Here is a 23,351-nt window from a genome sequence, read left to right as displayed (position 1 = left end):
AGACCACTATCAAGGATTCGTTATCATCGTTGCACTTGACTTGAAAATTGAGGAAAATTGCCTGCATATCCGCACGGTTAAGCATCTTCGGCCGGGCGGCGTCTGAAGCATCAACGTAATACGCACAGCGCGTCAAAAGGTCCTTCTTGCGCTCATCAGCGGCTGGCCATTCGAAGAAGTAGGCGTGACGAACCATTTCGCTTTCACCCATACTTTGCGTGTTTAACCAAGTGTGGTAATCACCGGAACTCATCCGGAGCAGGATTTCCCGGCGGGTAATATCCCAATAAAGAATTTTTGCTCCTGGGATAATATCTGCTGCACAAATGCCAACAATGAAAGTGGGGAATTTGCTGGCTTGATCTCTCACCTGCGCGAGCTTAGCTGGATCAAGGAACTCAGTAAAGCTCCGGTGTGAGAATCGACCGAACGTGGGATCAGTTGAAATATCCGACTCGACTTGATTCATTATTTCCTTCTGAGGAATCAGGAGGTCCTCAGTACTGACAATTCGACTTTTTGGAAACCCCTGCCTCAGCGCGGAAACGATGGTCGCCGTTGACACCCCTGGATAGGTTTCAAAGGCTACGACCCGCTCCTTGACGTTTTGCTTCAACGCCTCAAGAATCTGGGCAAACCCTTGTACACCGAAAATCTTGTTATTGTTAATTTCTAATGCCGGCTGACTATCGTACAATTGCTTTTGCCTCGTTTCATTGTTATAACAATACGGTAAGCCGTTTCTTGGCATTAGGCAAGGCTTTCAATGTTATAAAAAAGCCCTTACAGGAGCTTGGCTGAAGCTCATTGTTATAACAATGAATGGGGGAATTGTTTTGAGTTATCAGGATTCAAGACCGCTTTACGCACAGATTGCAGACGATATGCGCAAGAAGATTCATAACGGCGATTGGCCCGCTGGTGAGAAGCTGCCAACCGAAAATGGGCTGTGCACCCTCTATCACGTCAGTCGGATCACGATTCGCAAAGCAATCAATGAGCTGTCAATTGAACGATTAGTACATACGAAAAGGCCGGTCGGGACCTTTGTGAACTCTGTTTCAGAACGCAAACCCCCTCAATATACGCTGGTTAAGAGCTTTACTAAGGAAATGAGCGAACTCGGATTAAACTTCCGCACTTTTTCAGCGACGATCGAAATTTCGCACGCAGACCCTACAATGGCAGCAAATCTTCATACTTTGCCTGGAAGTAAAATTCTTGTGCTCAAGCGGCTACGCGGCACCTTAAAAGAGCCATTTGCTTACTTTGAAACCTCTTTTACCTTCTCAGAACAGTTTTCACTTGCATCAAGCGATTATTATCAGTCGTTTTATGACTACCTAAGTCAGTTCTCGATACACCCGGTCTTAAGTCAAGAATATATTGAAGCCGGTTTAGCAGATCAGCATGTGCGCAACATGCTTAGGATTAGAGAATCTGAACCAATCCTAAAACGCTATCGGTTAACGAACGACAAGGCGCATAATTTTTTTGAATTCTCTAAGTGCTACTATATTGGCTCTCAGTACCGTTATTACGTTGATTTTTCGCAAGAATAAATACGGCTATAAATCTGGATACTTTACCACCAGCCAGGCCGTCACTATTACGTCCGCTTTTCTTCTTGAATGAGGAGTTAAAATCGAAAGACAAATATTAAGTCGCTCATCTATGCTCCAAAAACGCTTCTGAAACTATGATTGGAAAAGAATACAGGCCGCCTTTCCTGGAAGTTTCAGGAAAGGCGACCTGTTCTCAGTAAAGTTTAGTTTCAAAGACACGCAAAGGGCACCACTCCCCTCGAAATGGTGTCCCCTGCCACCGGATCTCCCGGTGGCTTTTTATTGCGGGGTCATCCCCCGCCTGCTATCCCCGTCGCGTCGCCGCTTCGGGTCGCTTTATTAAGTTAGGAAAGTGATAGCAGCATCCTGCCATGCGTCCTGAAAGGACCCCACACGTTCAGGTGTGGTCTTCATAGCCAACCGATCGGCGGCTCAGCATGCCGGGTCAACCCATGGCTTGGGTCGGATTGCCCGGTAGTCAACGAGTGGTGCTGATGAGGTTGTTCCTTCCTCACCCACTCGCCATCCAAGGATAGAATAACGCCATTTAGAAAGCGCCGTCAAACATTAAATTGTGAATTTTGTAAACGATTTTGACGTTTTGTTCACAGCATTCTCATGGATAAATACAGATACGGTGCCTAAAACCATACTTTCATCCGTTTTATAGCCAATGTCCCTTGACCATCATTATTCAAGCATATTATTTTATTTTCTCCAATGCCGAGCTTACACTGACCTCAAATATCGAAAGGAGGAACCCACAATGCCTCAGGACCCGAGCATGCTTACAATCGAAGGCTGGGTCATGGATGGTCAGATAAGTTATGTCATCGATCCGGGCGGAGAGCTGGACCTGCTGCCAACGCTTGTCATATACGCAGACAGTTTTTGGAATGCCCGTGGTGAGCCGCTTTCCGTCACCAGCCAGCCAATCCAAGTCGAATTCAACCACGCAGTAGCCTGGCAGAAAACCGTGTGGACGCTGGGTGAGCGGCTGCGGGCCACCGGCCGGGTCACCGCCGTCAACATCACCAAGACCAAACAGCACCGGGCCATCCAACAGACACGCCAAGAAATCATAACGGTTGACCAGAACGCTCTGCGCGCCTTCGCCACCGGCCTCCTGCGTCGAGACAACCAGCTGGCCCGCGTCGCCAAGTGGCGCGCCGAATACTTGCGCGGAAACATTAGTCTAAACACCCTGCAAAACCAAGAGAACCGCATTTTTGCCCGCGAAGGCCGCGTCTGGCTGGAGCTTTTGGCCCGGATGCACGATAAGCAGCTGACGATAAGGCGCCAGGCGCTGCCGGCGCTTCTGGCCGGCAGTCGCACGACGTATCTGCTGCGCGCCCCCTTCGCTGTCCAACGCACGGTCGCCGCCCCACCACAGTTCATCTATCTGCGCCACAACTCGGCCGGCCAAACGGGCGCGCACGTGATCATGAAAGCCAAGGCCCGCGAGCCAACCGTGATGAAAAAGCAGACGCTCGATCCGGCCAAACGCCGTGAATTATTAAACTCACTGCGCCGTTTTCGTCGCAACTGGCTGGCGGCCGGGCGCCCAGTTGACGCCCTACCGCCAGCTTCACCCAGTTTGAAAGAAAAACAACAGGCATGGCTCTCTTATGAGGAGGCACGATCATCATGACACGTTACTTTTTTCAGGGGCTGATCGAAGGCGGCCAAACGGCGACGATCCTGACTCAGGACGGTCGGTTCGGCGAACTCGACTTGGTCCATTACGTGCTCAAGTTTGCGGACCCAGATTTGGACAATCCGACCGACGCCCAGATCGAACGTGCAGCGCGACTGGCCGCCCCGCCAACACGCAACCAGTTTTATTTCCCCTTCGGCCGCGACATTGCTGAGTCGACCGCGCGGATCGATGAATCCGTCACTGTGACGGGGGAACCGCAACCGTTTGTGCTCTTATCACCGGCTAATCGGCACAAAGCCGAAAACGTGCGGAAAAAGATTTTTAACATGGCACAGTGGTGGCGCACGGCCGGTCAACCGTCCAGCCTGCTGCACATCAGTCTGGGCCTGGACAAGCGCTTCGCCGGCGGCCTGCTGACGTTTGCCTCTTATCAAAGTCAGTGGCGCGAGATTACGAAGGTCAACGGCAAAACGCCGCGCAATGTCAGCCACCAGCTGAGCGAGCAGAAGAGACTCTGGACCGACCTGCTCAAGCAGATGCGAGCGGACCCGACTAACACGCAGCGCTACTTGATCCTGCCGGCGCCTGGTGAGGGCATGCAGGTGGTCGAACCCATTGCCGGTCAGGAATTTCTCGATCATGACCCCGCACTTTACACCACCCCCGTCATTCGCCACGAGCAGTACCTGAAGTGGCTAAAACTGGGACAGCAGGCCCAATCTTAGCACCGGCAAAAAATCCCTGAGTAGTGTTCAACGCACTGCTCAGGGTTTATTTTGTTTCCCGTGAAACACGCACCGGCTCGCTGATGCTCACTCGACTTGAATCGCCGCCAACGTATCGTCTCGAATACCATGGCCCACAAGCCACTGGCTAGGGGCTTGAACCAGCTGTGGGAACGCGGCAGGCCGCAAGTCGTACTCACCGGCAGCGCCTTCACCTACCGGCCGCCGCATCAACAGCACGTGCTGAAACGATAAGCCCGCAATCAGACTGGGCTTTGGGGCCCACACGAAAATGCCGTTTTCCGCTTCAGCGGTCACATTTTCAAACGTGACGTTGGCGATTGTTGACAGCGCGCTGCCAGCCTCGCGCTTGGCAACCGTGAGATAAATTGGTTCCGCGCGGCCCCACCAGTTGGGTGAAAAGCGCTTGGTCTCGACGAAACAGTGACTGAACCGAATGTGCTCCGCCCGGCCACCATCACGCAACTGGATTGCCAAGCCGCGGTTGCTGTTCAGAACTGTCAAATGGTCGAAACTCAGCCGCCTAAAATCACCAAAGCTGTTGCTGCCGACCTTCACTGCCGCGCTGGTCGACGACAGCACACAATCACTGACCTGCATGTCCTCACAGTTGCCCAGCTGGCTGGTCTCCTCAGTGCATTTGGCACAAATCGCATCATCCCCTGTGCTGATCAGGCAATGACTGATCCGGGTTTGGCGGCTGCGGTCGATATCGATACCATCCGTGTTCGGCATTCGGCGATCATTCAAGATCGTGACGTGCGTGATCACACTCGCCGTGCAGCCAGCCAGGTGGATTGTCCAAAATGGCACATTCAGAAGCGTCACATCACGAATCTCAAGCCCCTGCGTCTCTTGGCAGTAGATAAGCTCCGGCCGTGGATAACCGCCAGTTTTCAGGCTGCCCACTGTGGGCTGCTCAGGCAAAAGAAACCCCTGATAATTGCCATCGATGACACCTCCGCCTCTGATCGTGACATCTTTGATATTCACCCCCGCAATGACTGCTTTCAGCCCAGCAGCTGCATTTAACCGTTCAAAGGGACCCGGGCGAGAATAATACTTATCAGTCTGACCGGAAGCTTTGAGCGTGCACCCTTGGGAAATTACCAGATGCAACCCGCTGCGCAGAACAATTTTGTCGATAATCAGCCGGCCCCGATAATTGACCTCGACGACATGATCTGCCGATGCAGCGGCCGCTTGATCAATTGCCGTTTGCAACTGCGTGGTCACGTTTGCGCCGTTTTTCGGCATTGTTTCAGAGGAAAATAGTTTCATTGCCCTGCTCCTCACACAATTGTGTACTCAAGCTGAAGATTCCTTGCGTTGACCTGCCGCTCATCAATCTGCTTCAGCGGCGTCGTCAGCTCATTGTGGACCCGCACGCCGGTGACTTTCACATTCGCCGCTTCCTCCACATACAGCCAGTAGCAAGTTCCTTTCGGCACAGTCAACTTGCGCGGCACCGGTGACAGGTCGATCTCGTCGCCCAAGACACCGCGATTTTGACTGGTGATCATCGTGATTTCTGCGTCCTGAATCATGACGTCGGTAATGTTCTGTTTGGCCCCTACAATGATGATGCCAATGTTGCTGCGCAGGTTGAGATGGCTCAGTTGAATGTTAGCAATGTTCGGGAAGCGGTCGCCGCGGTCCCAGGGCTTGTCCTTCATCGCCTCATTATCGCTAGGGATTGCCTCAAGGTAAAAGGCCTCGCCGCCGCCCCACCAAGCGCCGGCTCGCGGTCGGCCGACAAACGTCAAGCCGTCAACGGTCACGTCCTTCACGTAGCCACTGTGGCACGCACTCATGACCACCCCACGGCCGGCATCACGAATCAGGCAGTTGCTGATCGTCACGCGCTTGATCTTGCTGCGCCAGCCGCCCAGCCGAATCCCTGACGAACTGGAGGACAGGATGCAGTTGGCAATGACAATGTCGCGCTCTTCCCGGACCCAATCAGTGATCCCGGTGATGGCAATGCAATCATCGCCGGTCGTAATGTTGCAACCCGTGATCTGCACCTGCCGGCAGCCGCAAAGATGAATACCGTCGTCATTTGGGACCCGCTGCGTGCTCTTGATTGTGATGTTCACCACCTTGACGTTGTCACAATCGGTCAGTACCACATCCCAGTTGCTGGCGTTGGTCAGGGTCACATCACGGATCACCAAATCATCGCACCCCTGCAGGAACGTCATGCTGGTCGGCCGGTCGTCGTGGTGTGCGGCAAACTGCTTCAGCTGTTCTGCTGAGTAGTGAGAATAATCAAAGCCTTGATTATTCGGCCGAGAAAAGTCGAAAAAGCCCATGCCGTTGTAATCAATCACGCCAGTACCGTCGATGGTGATACCCGCGGCATCTTTGGCGTGTAACAGCCCGCGCACCGGCCCCATTTCGTTATGGACCAGTCCGGTGTCAGGATAGTCTGCCAAGTCTGGTGAACCCTTCAGCACGGCATTTTCCGCCAGATGAAGGCCGACATGGGGCTTCAGTTCAAGCGAGCCACTCTGAAACACGCCGGCCGGCACGACAACTGTACCGCCAATCTTGGCCGCGGCATCGATCGCTTTCTGAATTGAGCTGGCGTTATTCTTAGCCTCAGTGCTGGCACCATAATCCGCAATATTAACGGTGTTCATGTTATTCCTCCATAAATTGACCCGAAACCACTTGATTGATCATTTTCGCGACCCCATCTTCCTCATTGCTGGCGGTGGTCAGGCGCGCAACGGCCTTCACCTCCGGAATCGCATTCGCCATCGCCACGCCGTAGCCAACATTCTTCAGCATTTCGATGTCATTTTTTTCGTTGCCGAAACACATGCATTCTGCCGGGGTGAACCCCAAGTGCTCAGCAAGGTGCGCGATCCCCGTGTATTTCGTGATACCCTGCTGATTGCCTTCGTAGTAGTACGGGCCCGAGCGGGTAAAATGCAGCGGCAGTTTACGCATTGAGCGCGCGCACCATTCCAACGCTAACCCGTTGCCAGGCGGGGACTGTAGCGTGAATTTATAGATCCGGTAATGATCGAGCAACTCGTCTAACTCACCAATGTCGGAAACAAACCGCGGATGTCGCTCCTCAAACCGACCCCGGGCCAGGTCCGGCTGATACTCGATCTCGCCTTGATCCGACACCAACTGGAGGTGGATCAAATAGTGCTTGGCCATGCGAAACGCCCACCGCGCCACCTCTTTGGGCATCGGATGATCAAAGTAGCGTGTCTGCTCCGGCCCGACCACAAGCGCCCCGTTAAGACACACCCCATAACCCGTTGTCCCCAGCCGGTCTTGGTAAAGCGCCGCAATATCAGCTGGCGTCCAGCCCGAGCATATCGCAAAGAAGCGGCCCGACCGCTGGGCAGCATGAACTGCCTCGCGGTTAGCCGCTGAGATTTGACTGTGATTATCTAAAAACGTGCCATCCAAATCAGTACCAAACAGTTTGATCATCGTGCTATTCCTCCGGCTGACTGAGACTGAAGGGCCGCTTAGTATCATCGAAACAGAATGGGTTGGGCACCGTCCCTAAGGCAAACTGCAACTGGTTCGTCTGCAGCAGCTGGTCATGGGTGATGAAGGACGTTTTGAACGGTTTCCCATCGCGCGTCAGCGAGTCCACAAACTGCTGTTGCGGATGATTCGACGAGGCGGTGATTCGCACGGTTTGACCGTTTGAAAGGTGGACCTTGGCTTCATCAAACAGGGGGATCCCGATCAGGTATTCACCGGTACCTGGGCAAAACGGATACAGCCCAAGGGCATTAAAAATGTACCAGGCCGACATACTGCCGTTGTCCTCATCGCCGGGATAACCTTTCACTCCTGCCGAAAACAGGCGCGTCATCAGCTGCTTGAGCAGCGGCTGAGCGTAATACGGTTTGCCGACAAAATGGAACAGGTATGGTAAATGGAAGCTCGGCTGATCGCCAATGTTGATTTGCCCAAACTGATTCTTGCTCATTTCGGTCATTTCGTGTGTGATGTGATCCCGTGGACCGGCATCGTAAGTGGGCTGTGAGTTAGCCAACCGGGAAAGCACCGCCAGAAACGGCTGATTGCCACCGTACAGGTTAATCAGGCCCTGGATATCGTGAGGAACCGCAAAAGTCGACTGCCAAGCAGACCCTTCCGTGTAGTCCCGAGTCCAAGATGTATCCTTGAAGTCCTGGCGGAACTGACCGTCTGGCTCCTTAGCCACCATGAAACCAGCCTTTTTCGAGAAGAGCTGGCGATAGTTCAGGCCGCCCGGCCGGTATTGGTCGTAGACTTCACTGTTACCAACGATCTTAGCGACGACACTGATGCAAAAGTCGCCATAGCTGTAGTCCAGCGTATTGTTGACGGATTCGCGGATATTGCCTGGAATGTAGCCGAGCTTGCGGTAATCGTCTGCGTACCGCCGGCCCCGCATGCCCTGCGGATCCTGCTGCTCGGCTCCAGCCAACAGAGCGTCAAGAAACGCCGGCATCTTATCCTTGGCGACCGCCTTGACGGCCGCATCTGCGATCACGGCTTCAATCAGGTTGCCTGACATCCCCCCATTGTCTTGCGGGTTCAGCCACTTCGGGAGATAGCCGCTTTCCCGATAACTGTTCAGAAAACCAGAAAGAATCTGCTCGTACTCATCTGTTTCAATCAGTGAATACAGCGGATACGTCGTGCGCGCCATGTCCCAAGTCCCGGTGCCAGTGTAGAGAAAACCTGGCCGCACTTGGTTCGCATAGAGATCGCGATGCACTGGCTGACCGTTTTCGTCCAGCTCGTACATGCGCTCCGGGAACAGAAACGCGCGGTACATCATGTGGTAGAAAGTCTTCACCTGATCCTGGTTGCGACTCGTCACCTCAACCTTGACCAGCTTTTCTTGCCAAGCTTTTCGAGCCGCCTGTGCCAGCGCCGTCAAGGAGGCAGTTGGCATATTCCTTACCGCAAACTCAGGACTGATGTAAGAAGTCCCCAGTCGCAGCGTCAGAGCCTCGCTAGCCGGTGCAAAGTCCAACATCTCTTGGCCGTTTGGCAGCGTGGTCCGCTGCTCAACTGACCGACTGGCTTCAAGATGGAAGTACTGTTTAGCAGTGTGCCCGGCCAAGGCATGCCGCTGCAACGTATACCCCTCGATCACCTGCCCATCGACGCGGGTGAGCGCGCCAGTCGAAGGAAAACTGATGATCAATCCAAGGTCCGCAAACCCAGAGGTCGTCTCTAGTGCCGCGCCATACATGGTCGGCACCAAGGTCGTGGTCAGATCTGCGTTGGCCTGCCTGATCGTCAGTCGGTCGGGATGAAAGGCCGACTCAGCAGGCTCAAATGGCACGTCAATAATCCCACGGTTCGGCGTTGAAAATGGCAGCAAACCCAGGCTGCAATAATCCCCTTCCGGGCCACCCCAGACCGTCGCCTGGTGGGTCAGCCGAAACCCGTGGTAGTGCTCCGCGTCGGGGTCGAACCACCAAGCACCGCTACCGGTCTCAACCGCAAAATAATTTGCGCCGAATGGCAGGCCGGTCAGCGGCAGACAATTACCGTGAGACAGTGCAAAGGAGTTCTTCGTTCCCTGCCGCGTATCGATTTTTTCCACATCCATTACTTCAGCCTCCACTATTTAGCCGCTTTCTCAGCTAGTTGTTGCTGCCGGAGAATCGGCATAAAGACCCCGCCAATGACACTGCGGTTATACCACTCAATGTCACGCCCAGAAACAGCATCAAACCGGTCGGAGAACGGCACGCGGTCAGGCGTTTCGTGCAAAAATTTCGCCAGTGGGGTGACAAACTGCGTAAGGTCCGCAGTCCCCACCGCCTCAGAAGCCGCCCACATCAGCCAGTCCGCCTTAACGACGGTATCTCGGCCATCTAGTGGCACGCCATAAGGCTTAAGCTCAGCCTGATAACGGTTCAACTCTCGCTGCTTCACTTCTGGCGAAATCAAATGCAAGTCAAGCAAGTCGTCCCAGATGAGGTTGTACTTGGTCGACCACGTCTCAGGCTTATCAAACGCGAGGCGGGTATCAGTTGTACTGGCCGCTTCTTGTTCCCACTGAGCCGCCATGCGTTTAGCGGCATCAATGAGTTTCCCCGCCTCAGCAGTTAACCCCGCTTCGGTCAAGCTTTGCCCAAGCGCGCCGATTGCGAGCACGGCCTTCAAGGCCAAATTAACGTTATGGGCCAAATGACCGGAAAAGTCATCCGTGCACAGCTGATCGGCCGGATCCTGACCATTTTGAATCAGATAATCCGCCCAACTCAGCAGCTGCGCGCGATGCTGAGCCACGAACCCGTTGTGCAGCTTAGCGTCGCTGGCACAGGCCAGCAGCACCATGTCTGCGGATTCTTCAAGCGGCATCTGGTAGTACTCGCGGTACAGATCCGCATTGGCCGGGTACTGATAAAGCATCGGCACGGTATCAAAACCTTCCAGGTGAATGCCGTCGTTTGGCGTCCGCGGATGACTCAGCCCGTAAACCTGCCCGGTCGCATACGGGTACCGGCCGACATCATGCGGCGCGTACTGATACGGCCAGGCCGGTAGCGCTGCGAACCGGAACACCGGCCGCAACAAGGCCTGAACTAAGGCTGGGTTGTAGGCCAAAAACAGCGGTGAAACTGGGAAGCTGACATCGACGGTGCCAAGACACCCGTTGGAGGTGCACTCCTTGCCGAGCAGGATCGGCTGCCCGGTTTCATCCCGGATCAGTTTGTGGTCCGCAATGGCTTGCCGGTAAGCGGTTGCGCAAACCAGCCGGTAAGCATCGCCGCCCACCGTCTCGGCCTGTTGATCCAAATCCCGATCCAGTCGCTGGCAATCGGCCAAGATTTCTGGCAATTCAACCGTACGTCGATCCAGTAGTGCCGGCATCGACGGCCACTCCTGCTTCCAGTACGCAGACTGAATGTGACCGAAATAGTTGATCGACTGCACATCGTCGTAAGCAATCAGCAGGTGCCCGACCGCTTCCGCCGTGGTGGACAGATCCAGATCGCCGCGCAGCGCATGGTCCTGCCAGTCGCTGACGGCATTGACCTGACTACGCCCATCCGCCGGGCACGCGAGATACAGGTAACCCCAGTCAATGTCTGTCAAATCACCAGACCCGTTCAGCGGCGTCTGGCGAGACTTGCCAACACAGACACTTTGGCTGTTTGACATGTCGAAATGCCTCGCGGCCAGCCGGCCTGGCTCCAAGTGTTCATAGGTGATGCAGGCGTCCAGGCTGACGCTTAATTTCAGGTCGTGGGCCTGCCCGTCAAGGACCGTCGCCTTGGCGGAAAAGTAAGTGATCGGTTCGGCAATGGTTTCAAGTTTGCTCAGGTCAAAACGCTGCGCAAACCGTAGCTCAAGCGCGACCCCTGCCGCTTCAAAAGCCGCAATGGTTTGCGTGGGCTCAATGACCAAGTCACTTTGGCGCATAGCCGGCAGGTGTTCATCAGTCCCAATCACCCGCAGCGGCTGGCCGTCGATCACCAGCGTCGCCTTAATGGGCATTTTTTTACCCGTCCAGCTGACCGTGTTGACATCCGTCAGCCGGTCGGCCGGTGACCAGATCGAAAAGTACGGATCATTGACCACCAGCGGTACCGAGGGAATCCGCTCCATGCTGGGTCTTCCCTCCTTAGTCACAATAAGTCGCGTCAACGCGCAGGTGATCGCACTTGACCACTTTTTGTTCGACCTGTGTCAGCGGCTGCTGGAGGCGATTGTGAACCTTCACGCCGGTGACCTGACTGTCCTTGACTTCCTCGGCGTAGAGCCAGTATTCGGCTCCTTCTGGCACCTTGATGTCACGCTGAATCGGGCTGAGCGAGATGTCATCCCCCAGCACATCGCGGTTGACGCTGTTGATCATGGTGATGTCAGCATCGGCAATGGTGAAGTCCTGGATGTTCTTCTTGTCGCCAACCATCACGATCCCAATGTTACTGATCGCGTTCAGGTGGGTCACGCGGACATTTTGAACGTTCGGGAAGACATCAGCCTGGTCAAACTGGTGGTCAGTCTGGCTGTCCAGCTTGTAAGGCACGGCGTTGACATAAATTGCTTCACCGTTGCCCCACCAAGCGCCGGCATGCGGCCGACCAACGTAGCTGAGCTGGTTGATCATGACGTTGCGCACGTATCCGGCATTGTTGGCGTTGATCAAAACGCCGCGGCTGGAATCGCTGATGGTGCAGTTGCTGATCTGAACGTGATCGATCTTGCTGCGCCAGTACCCAATGCGGATCCCTGTGGAAGACGAGGACAGCACACAGTTAGTGACCGTGATATTGCGCGTCTCGCGCTCCCAGTCGGTGATGTTGGTGATGGCGATGCAATCGTCCCCGGTTTGCAGGTCACAGTTAGCAATGACCACGTCGCGGCAGCCGCAAAGATGGATCCCATCGTCATTCGGAATGCGCTGATTGCTGGAAATCGTGAGGTTGACGATCTTGACGTGGTCACAGGCCGTCAGCACAATATCCCAGGAAGCCGCATCCTTGACGTGAACATCCTTGATGTTGAGGCCTGGGCAGTGCTGCAGGAACATCATGCTAGTCGGCCGCTCGGTGAATTTGACGGCAAACTGCTTTTTCTGGTCATCACTGTAGTTGCTGTAGTCCAACACCGGATTATTCGGCCGGGTGAAATCAAAGAAGCCCAGACCGTTGTAATCGATCAAGCCATCCCCATCGATGGTAATATTCTCAGCATCTTTGGCGTAAATCAGCCCTTTGACCTTGCCAAGTTCGTTGTGGTACAACCCAGTATCCGGGTAATCCGCCATGCGCGGCGAGCCCTTCAAAACCGCGCCATGGTCCAGGTGCAGCCGCACGTTAGGCTTAAGCTGCAGTGTCCCGGACACCCAGGTGCCGGCAGGAATCTCGACGGTGCCGCCATTAGTCAGCGAGTCGATGGCCTTTTGAATGGCCACCGCATTGTTATCGGCAGTCTCCTTGGCCCCAAAATCTTCGATTGATACACTCATTATTTTGCCTCCTCATCCAGCGCTGCACCGTTGGTCTTGATCACGCGCTGCAGCCAGTGGAAACTCTTCTTCGGCATCCGCTTCAAGTCGCGCAGATCGTGGTTTGTCCGGTTGACGTAAACCACGCCGTACCGCTTGCGCATGTCACCCTGTGAGCTCAGAATGTCGATCAGACCCCAGCCGAGGTAGCCGACCACCGGCACACCGTCTTCGAACATCGCGTCTCGCATGGCCTGCAAGTGCTGCTGATGGTACTGGATCCGGTAATCGTCTTGAATTTCGTGTTCACCGTCCCAGTGCTCGATCACACCGATCCCGTTTTCGATTGGGAAGATCGGTACCCGATACCGGGCGTACATCTTGTCGATAATGTCGCGGAAACCAAGCGGATCGATCTGCCAGTTCCACTCCGCCGTGGTCTTCAGGTTCGGATTGTCCTGCCCGCCTTTTTCGAGGAAGTAGGTCGGTGTCGTCCCAGCAGGGATCTTGGACGCGTTGACGGTGGTCGTCCGGTAGTAGCTGAACGGGAGAAAATCGCTGCGCGTCGGCGCGAGAAGCTCGGCGTCGCCATCGCGGAAGTCAAAGTCGATCTTGTGGTCCTTGAGGAAGGTCATGACTTCGGGAGAATACTCGCCGCGCGTGAAGACATCAAGCAAGTTGTTGTTGTAGAACTCGTCGATCTTGCGCGCCGCCAAAATGTCTTCCGGCTTGCAACTGGCTGGATAAACTTCCTGGTAAGCCAGCATCCCACCGATCTGATCGTTGGTGTGTTCGTGAATGTAGTTGGCAATTTGCGCGTGCGCCAGCATGACGTGGTGGCCGATCGTGTAAATCAGAGACTCGGTTTCCGGGGTCTTCAGGTTACCGGCAAACGTCGAGGCACCAGGCGTGTTGTACAGGTTTTGTTCATTAAAGGTCAGCCAGTACTTGACCTTGTCGCCGAACCGCTTGACCATTTCGATGCCGTACTTCACAAACGCATCGGTGACCTCGCGACTGACAAAACCGTCGTACTTTTTGGCCAACGCCAGCGGCATGTCAAAGTGGTAGAGGCATACCATCGGCTGGATGCCGCGCTTTAACAATTCATCGATAAACTTATCGTAGTAGGCGATCCCGGCCTCATTGAAGGCCCCCTGGCCATCCGGCTGAACGCGGCTCCAGGAAATCTGGAACCGGTAGCAGTTCATGCCCAGCTGCTGCATGTAGTCAAAATCTTCCTGGTAGCGATGATAGTCATCGATGGCAACTTTCCAGTCCGAGCGGTGCTCGCCGGCCGTCTTGATGTCGTACACTGACTTGCCCTTGCCGTCGGCGTCCCAGCCGCCTTCTGTTTGCATGCTGGAAACCGAGTTGCCCCACAGAAAATCTTTCGGAAATGCTTTTGTCATGTGCAATTCTCCTTCGTTATATGTCCTTAAAGCAGACAAGGCCCCCAGAGATGTCATCTTTGGGAGCCTCATCGCGTTGCTAACGCTGCTTGCTCCTATTCGTTGAGTGAATACAGAGCGCGCATCAATTAGTCCTTTAATACTTTGGCGGCAAACTTCATCAGGCGCTCACCCAGTTCAATTTCGGTATTGGCCGCCATGAATTGGTCCTGCGCATGAATCAGGATGATCGATTTCTCGATCATTTTGCCGTTCATTTCATCCGTCATGAGCCCAGTTTGGATATTGTGGGCGTCATTCAACTGCTTTTTCGCCTCGTCAAGCTTGGTCTGGGCCTTCGCCTGATCGCCGGCAAAAGCGGCATCGATCGCCAGCAGCGCTGACGACTTCGCATTGCCTGCGTAGTAGATGATCTTCATTGCCACTTGTGCGTCTTCTTCGTTCATTCTGCATGCCTCCTAGCAGTGATCTTGCGAACCGTGAAGCTCGCCGGATAGTCGCTGGTTACCTGATTGTCTTGAATGGTGTAGCGATGCGCCTTGCGCGCGTCGTCAACCAGGAAGTTTTCAGGCTGGCCAGTCACTTCACCAAACTCGACAAATTCGATTGGTTCACCGTCGATGTGCTTGAGATTAGGGAGATCGTGTTTGAATGTGGGTATGGCTGACCCAGCCTTGACAAACACGGGAATATCATCAAGCGTCACCGGCAGGTCCACGACTGTGCGGCCTGTGTACCAACGGCCGCTGTGCAGCTCATACCAATCGCCGGCCGGCAGGTAAACCTGGCGCCGCGTTGCCCCTTTTTCAAGGACAGGCGCGACCAGCAAGTCACTGCCGATCAAGAATTCGTCATCCGTCTGCCGGGCGACCCGATCATCGGGGTATTCAAGCCCCAAATGCCGCATCACGGGCAAACCAGTCTGGGTGGCTTCGTACAAGGTTTGCAGATAGTATGGCGCGAGGTGGTAGCGCAGTTTGCTATAGCGACGAACCACGTCGACGGCCTTGTCGCCAAAGTACCAAGGTTCACGCGGGCTGACGCCGTGATACCGCGCCAGGGAGCAAAGCAGCCCCATCTGCGACCAGCGGATGTACAGCTCGGGATCCGGGTCCTTGCCCTTGAACCCCGAAATATCGGAGCTCCAGAGCACTTCGCCGGCAAACCCAACGGACAGCGCACCACGCAACGTAAAGCGCATGCCTTCAAAGGTGGACTCCACATCTCCGGACCAAGTCCCGGGATACTTCGTCGTACCCAGAAAACCAGGCCGCTTCCAAACCAGGCCAGTACCCTGCACTTCCTCAGTCGCCTCATAGCAGGCTTTGATGTACAAATTGATGTACATATTGTGCATGTCGACCCCGGTATAGCCATTGGCAAACAGCGCATTATCCGGAATGCGGTCGGTGTAGTCTGGCTTGACCACCCGAATGCCTAGCTTCAAAAGCCCTTTAACGTGCTCTTTCCACCAGTTATACGCATTCGGATTAGTCAAATCAGGAATCCCAACATCGCTGACCAGTCGGCGAGTGACATGTGCCACCCCGCCGCTAGTCGTTTTGACTAGGTAGCCTTTTTGCTCGGCTTCGCGGTACGCATCCGTGTTCGGCGGCAGGTACGGGTTCAACCAAATGCTGGTCCCGATGCCTTCGTCCCACAGCTCCTGATACATTTGCTTGGGCTCTGGCCAGTCCTTGTCGTCCCATTCGAAATCGCAGCAATCAACCCAGTACTTGGGGTACCAGTAGTTCTTGCCCCAGGCCACATCGTTGTGCAGCATATCGAACGGCAAGTCGTGGGCCTTTAAGTCCTTGGCAACTTGTAGGAACTCGTTGCGGTTCTGGTAAGCACAGCGGCTGTACCAAACGCCAAGTGTCCACGGCGCTGGCATCCCCGGCCGGCCAACGATCTGACTTTCAGTGCCAATCAGGTCCTTCAGCGTTTTCCCAAAGAACAGGTAAGCATTCAGAATCGGGCTTTCTGACATCACCGTTGCCGATGAGTAGCAGAAGTTTCCGATATCCCACTTGTTGCGCCGAGCGGTCGCCAGCATCAGCCCAAACCCTGCCGTTGAAAGCAGTACAGGATAATCCTTATACGCAAGGTCTGTGCTGTTTGACCCATCCGCGTCCATGGCCCAGGAAACACTTCTGGTCTGGCTTTTTTCGACCCGGCCGAATTTCTCACCCAAGCCGTAGAACGCGTCGCCGTTATCGATATCCCATGAAAGAAAAGCATCGCGGTCCCCGTTTTCGTGGACGCGCTGGCCCAGCCCTGGGGTAACAAACTGACGGGAAATCTTTTTAGTCGATGTCTTGAAAACGCGCTTGGCACCGACAAACGCCTGCAGGCAAAAGTCCTGCCGCGCGATCTCAACATGTGTCATCTTGCACGTTAGCGTAATCGTCTTCGCATCGGCGTCAACAGTGGGCGCAATGAAGCGCTCAAAGGCAGGTTCGATGTAATTGCTATCAGGCAACTCAGCGTTAGCCACAGCCGTATCGAAATGAATCTTGACCACCTTTGCGTTCACAAAAGCGATACTGAGAACACATTCCTTGCCTGAAACCAACGTCACCGGAACGTGAACGACATTCCGCGGATCGACTGTCGGTTCACCAGCAGTTTCAGCAAAATCGTAATCCATCCCGTGCTTATAAAAGATTCTGTCGTCATCTTGATAGTCCCAGTTATTGATGGGCTTGTTGATGATCTTTTCTTCCAAGAGTGTGAGCTCCTCTCAATTAAACCAAATGATTATTGTGCCTTGACCTTCATGCTTGGACCAACGTCCTCGCCGGCAGCGATTTTGGCCGCCCGCTCCTCGTTGATCGAATCGTTGATCTTAACAAATGGCATATAAAGCGCAATGGTCATTGCCGTTGCTAAGATCTGGTAAGCGGCACCGGTCCAACTGCCAGAATACAGCAGCCCGGAAAGAACCGGCGGCACCGTCCAAGGAACATTGTTGACAATGATTGGAATCAACCCCGCTTTAGTCAACCAGTATGCGATCCAGAAGTTGGTCTGCCAGGACAGCATGTAAGGAATGAAGTAAATCGGGTTCAGGATAATTGGCAGGCCATAAGTCGTTGGCTCACTAATGTTGAAGATCCCTGGCGCAATCGCAACTTTGGCAACCGCGCGCTGGTCCTTCGCCTTCCCAAAGATCAGAACGGCGAGAATCGGGCCAAGGGTCAAAGTCCCTGAAGAAACAACACTGAAGTTCATGAACAGGGTGGTGTAAATGTGGTGCGCCTTGCCAAGAATGTTTTCATTATCGTTGATGTTCCAGGTCAGGCCATCGATTGGGCCCCAAACAGAAGTGCCGTGAATCCCGAACCACTGAAGCAATGGCTGCGTTAAAATTTGAATTTCAGCAAAGAATGGCGTTGAAGCCGCAGCCAGCGCTGGCTTTTGCAGGCCGGCGATAATTGCTTCTGGTAAGGTCGTGTGGAAGGCCCCAAAAATCGAAGCGATCACGATCGACATGCCGATTGCCGCGGCGCCAGGAATCAAGGATTCAAAACTGTGGGCAACCGCTGGTGGCACTGAATCTGGCATCGTAATCACGATGTGGTGTTCCTGCAGCACGTTGAAGATCCAGAACGTCAAGCCGGCCATAATTAAGCCGGTGAAGATCCCATCCTGGCCCAAGAAGGTCGGGTTCAGGGTGTTGATCAAAGTAGCGGTTTTGCCTGAAGCTGTGGTACCGGTGTAGTTGTATGGCAGAACAATGAAGAAATCGGCCAATGCGTAGAGACTGACCATGATTGGTTCCTTATTGCTACGGAAGAACCGCCGCGTCCCGAAGAACGCAAACCCGGCAACGATCAGGACAGCGTTCAGGTTCATGGTCCCGTTTGAAACCAGCCCGAACACCCCTTGCAGCTTAACTAACTCTTTGGCAAAGCCAGAAGCCAGCCAAGCTTTATTACTACCACCAGCGATCAGTTGTCCTAAGTGCAACCCCTGAGCCCCAAAAATCAACCCATTGGCTGGATCCAGAATAACGGAACTGATCATGATGGCGAAACCAGCGATCATCAGTGGCGTGGAGGCCATGATGAAGGTATCACGAAGAGTTAACAGGAACTTGTTGCCGGCAATCTTACCCATGTATTTGGTAAGGATCTGCTGGGCTTTTTGCAGTCCTGTTTGCTGCTTCTTATTATCCATGCTGTTCGCCTACTTTCGAAAAATTGCTAAATTATATTACTTACCACTATCAATAAACTGTTGAACCGCCTTACCAACTACTTCACCATTCATTGACCCAAACTGATCCAGGGTCAACGCCATGACTTTGGCGTTCGGATAATCCTTGACGGTATCGTCATAAGCCCAGCCGACTTGCGGTGCGAGCACGATCACGTCGCTTTCGTCACCTTCGTCAAGCAACTGGGAAAAATCATACGCTTCAACGTCGTAGTCCTTGCCTTGAGCTTCGTAATACTTCTTCATCTTGGCTGCGACAAGGCTGGTAGACATCCCGGCATTGCAAAACAATGAAATCTTCATGTTAATTTCCTCCTGTCTGTTTCCGCTTTCAACAGGTACATTGTAGAGCGCTTTCTTTTAAACGTAAAGACCTTTTTTTAAAAAGACGTGTCTTTTGCTTTTTTGGTGCCGTCATGTCAAACTTAAACTATAATGAATTGAGCAGAGCATTCAATGGATAAAAAGAAAGCGTGGTGTGCATTCGATGGCTGACGATCTAACCAAATATGAGCAGATTGCCTATGATGTCCGCAAGAAAATATTGAGTGGCTTGTACAAGAAAAACCAGCAGCTCCCTTTGGAACGCGATATGGAGATTCAGTACGACGTCAGCCGGACGACCATCAAGAAAGCCATCGACATGCTGGTCCAAGAGGGCTACGTGGTCAAGCGGCGCGGCGCCGGCACCTTCGTTAAGGAATTCAACATGGATGACCTTGGCGACGAAGCCACGAGTCCCATTCAGTACCGCGGCTTTACCGAAAAGCACCCCGACCAGGCGGTATCCAGCGACGTGCTTTATTTCAACATCGAGCAAGCAGACGAAGACATCGCCACCAAGCTGAATATCAAGCCGCGTGAGTTTGTCTACCACTTGGTGCGCGTGCGCAAAGTGAATAAAGCGCCGGTGACGTTTCAACGCACCTTCATCCCCATTAGTCTGCTGATGGGCCTGCGATTCGATAATGTGGTCGACTCGCTGTACACCTTTGCAGAGGAAAGCGGCGGGGTCAAGATCCAAAGCGCACACGAAAATATCTCCGCGGTCATGCCGACCGAGGAAGAAGCCAAGCAGCTCCAGATCCCCCAGACGCTGCCGCTGCTGCAAATCGAATCTCAAGTGTTCCTCGACACCGGTCAGGTCTTTGAATACACGATTTCCCGGTATCGCTCCGACAAGCACACCTTCCACACCGTTGAAATGCGGTAACCGACAAACAAAGAAAGAAGCCCCAACATGAGAATTTTAAATATTGGCATCGCCGTCGTGATGATCCTGCTAAGCGTCTGGGCCGGCCGTCACACCATGTACTACTACCGGCGCGTTAAGCCCGACCTCAAGCAGAACGACGGGGCCTTGATCCGGATGATGGGCATTGGGCTCCGGGCCAGCCTCACCGTATTTCTGTTGGCCATTGCGGTGGCCCTGCTGCTCAATTTATCGTAATCTGACTTGCTGGCTGGATTTAGGATTGCGAACACGCGCCACACCACGCCAATAGCGGAACAGAAGCTGAAATCATGTACAGATATCAGGAAATCACTGAATCATTAAAGAAAATGTTCACCGATGGCACCTACGCCCCAGGCGATCCTCTGCCCAGTCAGGAATGGCTGGCCCAGCACTTTCACACGACGCGGCAAACGATCCACAAGGCGCTCCAGTCGCTGATGATGGACGGCGTTGTTTATTCGAAGCGCGGTGCGGGGACCTTTTTGCGGAAGGATTTTCGGCCTGAGCAGTCCGCTGTGACACCGCTGACCCGACCGGTCGGCACCACCGAGACCATGAAGGGCCACAAGGTGACCAGTAAGGTCCTGAGCTTCTCCGCGCGGCTAGCCAACAAGGACGAGCAGCGCGCGCTGATGATTGGCGCCGCCGACCCCGTGTACGTCATCGAGCGGGTCCGCTATGTCGATGGCCGCACGTACTCTTATGAACACACCATCATGCCCGTCGCAATCATGACGCTCACGGAAAAGATCCTGGAGGGGTCGATCTACGCGGCGCTCAAGGCCCACGGTGTGCGGATCGCCGGCTCGCACCGCAAGGTCTTTGCCATTAAAGCCACTGCCAAGGACGTTGACGCGCTGGGCGCCAAGCTGCACGATCCGGTCCTGGCCATTAAGCAGGTCAATTACACCGATGAGGGTAAGCCCTTCGACTACTCTGAGGTCCATTTTCCGTATGAGACGACCCGGGTCAGCGCCGAGATCAAAATTGCACCGTTCCCAATGAAAAAAACGAGTCGCCGCACGAGCAACAAAAAGCGCCCCGCAACCAGTAAAACTGAGTGAAAAGCCAAGATTGAAAATTAGTCAGCCCGCCCCCATGTTTCACATGAAACTTTCACGACATCATGAAAATAGTCCGGTTCCCTCGCACTGACGCCTGCATTCAGGTATCACCGCGTTGGCAACCGGACTATTTTAGTTTTTTAGCGGCCGCTCTTGGCCATCGACGCGCACTGTCAGCGGCGTCCCTTCGACCAGGTCAACGACCGTTTTGTTGTGCGTCAGTGTCAGCCGCAAGTGTCGGCCCTGGTACTGCAGGTTGATCACCAGCTTGCGCCAGGCTTTCGGCAGGTGATTTTCGATCACCAGCTGACCGCTGCGGCGCCGAACGCCGGCGAACCCGGTGACGACGCTGAGCCAGCTGCCGCCCAAGTTGGCGACGTGCAGCCCGTCGGTGGCGTTGCCCTGCAAGTCGATGAGATCCATTCGCACCGTGTCCATGAAGTAATCGTAGGCGCGCTTTTCGTCGCCCATGCGCGCCGCCAGCGCACTGAAAATCGAGCGAGACAGCGACGAGTCGTGCGTCGTGATTTTTTCGTAATACGCGTACTCGCGCCTCAGCTGAGCCGCCGGAACGTCATCGAACAGGTAATCCGCCAGCAGCGTGTCGGCCTGCTTGTTGACCTGGTAACGGTATAACGTCAGCGGGTGATAGTGCAACAGCAGCGGATACTTATCCTTGGGCGTGTCGGCAAACGGCCAAATCGGTTTCTTGAACGCCTCGTCATCCTGCGCATTGATGCCAAGCTGCGCGTCAAAGGGCAGCTCAACTGCCGCGGCCGCCTTCGCCATCGCCGTCAGCGTTGCGTCATCCAGGCCGAATTGTTGGGCTTCTTCAGGAAAGCGCCGGCCCCAGTCGACCGCTAAGCTCAGATTGTGCTTCGCCATGCGGTTGGTGTAGTAATTGTTGTTGACCATCGCGGAATACTCATCGGGGCCGGTCACGTCAAAGAAGCAGAACCGCTGCTTGCCGTCGACCGGACTCCACGCGCCAAAATGCAGCCAAAACTTCGCGGTTTCGGCAATGATCTCGAGCCCACACGCATGCAGAAACGTCTCGTCCCCGGTGACTTGCACGTAACGGTCCACCGCGTACGCAATGTCGGCATCGATGTGGAACTGCGCGGTGCTGGCGGGAAAGTACGCGCTGGCTTCTTCACCGTTGATCGTCCGCCAGGAAAACAGCGCGCCATCCTTGACACCGACAATCCGCGCCTGCTTTTTGGCCTGCGGCAGGACGTGATACCGGTACGTCAGCAGTGCTTTGGCAATGTCCGGCGTCGCGTAGGTGTAAAACGGCAGCATGTACATCTCGGTGTCCCAGAAGTAGTGGCCCTCGTAGCCGACGCCGGACACGCCCTTGGCGGCAACGTTGGTCAAGCCCCCGCGGCCCGCCGAGCTGACCAGCTGAAACAGGTTGAAGTGCAGTGCGCGGTTCAGCGCCGGGGCGCCTTCGATCTGCACGTCGGCCTTGGCCCAGAAGTCGGTCCAAAACTGCTTGGCATCGGCCTGCAAGGCGTCTGGCGTGACGCGCTTGCGCGACGCCTGGCGATTGATCCGCGACACGGACGCAATCACTGCCCGCGTCAGCACCTGCTCTGGCACGATTGGCTGCACGCGGTCCAACCCGTCCTGGCAGGCCAGCTTCAGTGTGATCTGCTGGCCGCTGGTTGGCGCCTTGATCCGCATGGTTTCACTGACGGCATCCTTTTGCGTCGCGCTGACTTGCAGCGTATGAATCGGTCGCGGCTGCCGCGGGTCATCAGTGGCGGCGCCAAACACCGGCATTGTCAGGTGATTCGACACCGTCAGCAGGCCGCGATAATCGACCGATCTAAGTTGATACGTGATCAAAGCAAACTGGTCGAGCGTTTGTCCCAACACGCTGACCACGGTCAGTTCCAGGCGGCTGCCTGAAGGATCGCGCAGCGGCCATACCCCGCGCAGCTCACCACTGGCCAAGTCGAATTTCAGGCTGCTCGGCGCCTCGGCCAAAAATGGCTGCTCTTCGGCGTTGCGAATGCTCATCCGCCGCAGATCCGGCAGGAGCACCGCCGTTTGGTTATTCTCCGCGTACCCGAAGGCCTTTTCACCGTACTGGATCGGCGAGCTTTCGTAAAATCCGTTCACGATCGTCCCGCCGCTTTCGGCGTCGGTCGGGGCGCTCGCCCGCATGCCGAAGTGCCCGTTGCCTTGCGCAAAAATGGTCGCTAAATACGCCGGCTTTTGGGAAGACACATCGGCTAGCGTCATCATTTTGGATAAATCCTTCATAACTTCACTCCCGTCTATCGCCTCGGGTGCTGCTCACGAAAACCCAGCCGCACACAGAGGCCTCACCTAAAAGTGTAGCACGCTGAGCCGGCACTGTTCGCGATGCAAGGTCTCCAAATCAACCTCACCTCCACCGGCCTTCCCCCAATCAAAAAACACCCGTCAAAATGAATTTGCACTTGGCCCTGTCAAGTTGACAGATGAAATAATATAAAGTTTCGTCTGTTT

Annotated in this window: 19 protein-coding genes; 6 read left to right on the top strand and 13 right to left on the bottom strand. The window is 54.6% G+C overall.

The features are described 5' to 3' along the window. Positions 1-697: hypothetical protein (locus FC75_RS01860; RefSeq protein WP_156403557.1), on the bottom strand; the 697-nt coding region annotated here is incomplete at its 3' end. Between the two features lie 139 nt (positions 698-836). Between FC75_RS01860 and FC75_RS01855 the strand changes: the two genes are divergently transcribed. From FC75_RS01855 to FC75_RS01845, 3 genes are all read left to right on the top strand, one after another. After that, positions 837-1,562 carry a GntR family transcriptional regulator gene (locus FC75_RS01855; protein WP_162261091.1) on the top strand — a complete coding sequence of 242 codons (726 nt, stop codon included), beginning with the start codon at positions 837-839 and terminating at the stop codon, positions 1,560-1,562. A gap of 787 nt (positions 1,563-2,349) precedes the next feature. Beyond that, entirely contained in the window at positions 2,350-3,216 is an 867-nt protein-coding gene (locus FC75_RS01850; RefSeq protein WP_235808684.1) for a hypothetical protein, read from the top strand. Then, positions 3,213-3,950, top strand: a complete 738-nt coding sequence (locus tag FC75_RS01845; RefSeq protein ID WP_056988969.1) for a hypothetical protein — start codon at positions 3,213-3,215, stop codon at positions 3,948-3,950. The genes FC75_RS01850 and FC75_RS01845 overlap by 4 nt, the downstream gene beginning before the upstream one ends. Positions 3,951-4,037: 87 nt before the next feature. Here the strand turns inward: FC75_RS01845 and FC75_RS01840 are convergent, their stop codons facing one another. From FC75_RS01840 to FC75_RS01790, 11 genes are all read right to left on the bottom strand, one after another. Further along, positions 4,038-5,252: a glycoside hydrolase family 28 protein gene (locus tag FC75_RS01840; protein ID WP_056988968.1), complete on the bottom strand. Its 1,215-nt coding sequence runs from the start codon at positions 5,250-5,252 to the stop codon at positions 4,038-4,040. An 11-nt stretch (positions 5,253-5,263) separates the two neighbouring features. After that, complete coding sequence (locus FC75_RS01835; protein WP_054664282.1) at positions 5,264-6,616, bottom strand: glycoside hydrolase family 28 protein; 1,353 nt, start codon at positions 6,614-6,616, stop codon at positions 5,264-5,266. A gap of 1 nt (position 6,617) precedes the next feature. After that, on the bottom strand, positions 6,618-7,430 hold the full coding sequence (locus FC75_RS01830; protein WP_056988967.1) for a Cof-type HAD-IIB family hydrolase: 813 nt from the start codon (positions 7,428-7,430) through the stop codon (positions 6,618-6,620). Positions 7,431-7,434: 4 nt separating this feature from the next. Beyond that, positions 7,435-9,564, bottom strand: a complete 2,130-nt coding sequence (locus FC75_RS01825) for a GH92 family glycosyl hydrolase (protein ID WP_056988966.1) — start codon at positions 9,562-9,564, stop codon at positions 7,435-7,437. 14 nt (positions 9,565-9,578) lie between these two features. Then, positions 9,579-11,573, bottom strand: a complete 1,995-nt coding sequence (locus FC75_RS01820; RefSeq protein ID WP_056988965.1) for a glutaminase domain-containing protein — start codon at positions 11,571-11,573, stop codon at positions 9,579-9,581. 16 nt (positions 11,574-11,589) lie between these two features. Further along, positions 11,590-12,939, bottom strand: coding sequence for a glycoside hydrolase family 28 protein (locus tag FC75_RS01815; RefSeq protein ID WP_056988964.1), 1,350 nt, complete (start codon positions 12,937-12,939; stop codon positions 11,590-11,592). Next, on the bottom strand, positions 12,939-14,330 hold the full coding sequence (locus FC75_RS01810) for a glycoside hydrolase family 1 protein (protein WP_056988963.1): 1,392 nt from the start codon (positions 14,328-14,330) through the stop codon (positions 12,939-12,941). The genes FC75_RS01815 and FC75_RS01810 overlap by 1 nt, the downstream gene beginning before the upstream one ends. Before the next feature lie 128 nt (positions 14,331-14,458). Then, positions 14,459-14,776 carry a PTS lactose/cellobiose transporter subunit IIA gene (locus FC75_RS01805; protein WP_054664265.1) on the bottom strand — a complete coding sequence of 106 codons (318 nt, stop codon included), beginning with the start codon at positions 14,774-14,776 and terminating at the stop codon, positions 14,459-14,461. After that, a complete protein-coding gene (locus FC75_RS01800) occupies positions 14,773-17,058 on the bottom strand; it encodes a glycoside hydrolase family 31 protein (RefSeq protein WP_056988962.1) in 2,286 nt (761 codons plus the stop codon). Before FC75_RS01800 ends, FC75_RS01805 begins: the two co-directional genes overlap by 4 nt. Positions 17,059-17,090: 32 nt before the next feature. Next, positions 17,091-18,512, bottom strand: coding sequence for a PTS sugar transporter subunit IIC (locus tag FC75_RS01795; RefSeq protein ID WP_082623079.1), 1,422 nt, complete (start codon positions 18,510-18,512; stop codon positions 17,091-17,093). A gap of 36 nt (positions 18,513-18,548) precedes the next feature. Next, positions 18,549-18,854 (bottom strand): PTS sugar transporter subunit IIB, encoded by a 306-nt coding sequence (locus FC75_RS01790; RefSeq protein WP_056988961.1) that lies wholly within the window; start codon positions 18,852-18,854, stop codon positions 18,549-18,551. Positions 18,855-19,038: 184 nt separating this feature from the next. On the opposite strand from FC75_RS01790, the gene FC75_RS01785 reads away from it, so the two are divergent. The 3 genes from FC75_RS01785 to FC75_RS01775 all read left to right on the top strand — a co-directional run bounded on the left by FC75_RS01785 (position 19,039) and on the right by FC75_RS01775 (position 20,852). Then, the gene (locus tag FC75_RS01785) at positions 19,039-19,764 is read left to right on the top strand and encodes a GntR family transcriptional regulator (RefSeq protein WP_054664256.1); all 726 of its coding nucleotides are present in this window, start codon (positions 19,039-19,041) and stop codon (positions 19,762-19,764) included. A gap of 27 nt (positions 19,765-19,791) precedes the next feature. Beyond that, the gene (locus tag FC75_RS01780; protein ID WP_056988960.1) at positions 19,792-20,001 is read left to right on the top strand and encodes a hypothetical protein; all 210 of its coding nucleotides are present in this window, start codon (positions 19,792-19,794) and stop codon (positions 19,999-20,001) included. Between the two features lie 74 nt (positions 20,002-20,075). After that, entirely contained in the window at positions 20,076-20,852 is a 777-nt protein-coding gene (locus FC75_RS01775; RefSeq protein ID WP_082623078.1) for a GntR family transcriptional regulator, read from the top strand. 132 nt (positions 20,853-20,984) lie between these two features. Here FC75_RS01775 and FC75_RS01770 read toward each other — a convergent pair whose 3' ends face one another. Next, a complete protein-coding gene (locus tag FC75_RS01770; RefSeq protein ID WP_056988959.1) occupies positions 20,985-23,123 on the bottom strand; it encodes a glycoside hydrolase family 65 protein in 2,139 nt (712 codons plus the stop codon). Between the last annotated feature and the right edge of the window lie 228 nt (positions 23,124-23,351).

The sequence above is a fragment of the Lacticaseibacillus camelliae DSM 22697 = JCM 13995 genome (assembly GCF_001436615.1).
Classification (GTDB): domain Bacteria; phylum Bacillota; class Bacilli; order Lactobacillales; family Lactobacillaceae; genus Lacticaseibacillus; species Lacticaseibacillus camelliae.
This window is presented reverse-complemented; position numbering and strand designations above follow the sequence as displayed.

Bases quoted from the DNA above. Each gene is read 5' to 3' on its own strand.
- FC75_RS01850 (WP_235808684.1), top strand. From the start codon at position 2,350: ATGCTTACAATCGAAGGCTGGGTCATGGATGGTCAGATAAGTTATGTC.
- FC75_RS01845 (WP_056988969.1), top strand. From the start codon at position 3,213: ATGACACGTTACTTTTTTCAGGGGCTGATCGAAGGCGGCCAAACGGCG.
- FC75_RS01840 (WP_056988968.1), bottom strand. From the start codon at position 5,252: ATGAAACTATTTTCCTCTGAAACAATGCCGAAAAACGGCGCAAACGTG.
- FC75_RS01835 (WP_054664282.1), bottom strand. From the start codon at position 6,616: ATGAACACCGTTAATATTGCGGATTATGGTGCCAGCACTGAGGCTAAG.
- FC75_RS01830 (WP_056988967.1), bottom strand. From the start codon at position 7,430: ATGATCAAACTGTTTGGTACTGATTTGGATGGCACGTTTTTAGATAAT.
- FC75_RS01825 (WP_056988966.1), bottom strand. From the start codon at position 9,564: ATGGATGTGGAAAAAATCGATACGCGGCAGGGAACGAAGAACTCCTTT.
- FC75_RS01820 (WP_056988965.1), bottom strand. From the start codon at position 11,573: ATGGAGCGGATTCCCTCGGTACCGCTGGTGGTCAATGATCCGTACTTT.
- FC75_RS01815 (WP_056988964.1), bottom strand. From the start codon at position 12,939: ATGAGTGTATCAATCGAAGATTTTGGGGCCAAGGAGACTGCCGATAAC.
- FC75_RS01810 (WP_056988963.1), bottom strand. From the start codon at position 14,330: ATGACAAAAGCATTTCCGAAAGATTTTCTGTGGGGCAACTCGGTTTCC.
- FC75_RS01805 (WP_054664265.1), bottom strand. From the start codon at position 14,776: ATGAACGAAGAAGACGCACAAGTGGCAATGAAGATCATCTACTACGCA.
- FC75_RS01795 (WP_082623079.1), bottom strand. From the start codon at position 18,512: ATGGATAATAAGAAGCAGCAAACAGGACTGCAAAAAGCCCAGCAGATC.
- FC75_RS01790 (WP_056988961.1), bottom strand. From the start codon at position 18,854: ATGAAGATTTCATTGTTTTGCAATGCCGGGATGTCTACCAGCCTTGTC.
- FC75_RS01785 (WP_054664256.1), top strand. From the start codon at position 19,039: ATGGCTGACGATCTAACCAAATATGAGCAGATTGCCTATGATGTCCGC.
- FC75_RS01780 (WP_056988960.1), top strand. From the start codon at position 19,792: ATGAGAATTTTAAATATTGGCATCGCCGTCGTGATGATCCTGCTAAGC.
- FC75_RS01775 (WP_082623078.1), top strand. From the start codon at position 20,076: ATGTACAGATATCAGGAAATCACTGAATCATTAAAGAAAATGTTCACC.
- FC75_RS01770 (WP_056988959.1), bottom strand. From the start codon at position 23,123: ATGAAGGATTTATCCAAAATGATGACGCTAGCCGATGTGTCTTCCCAA.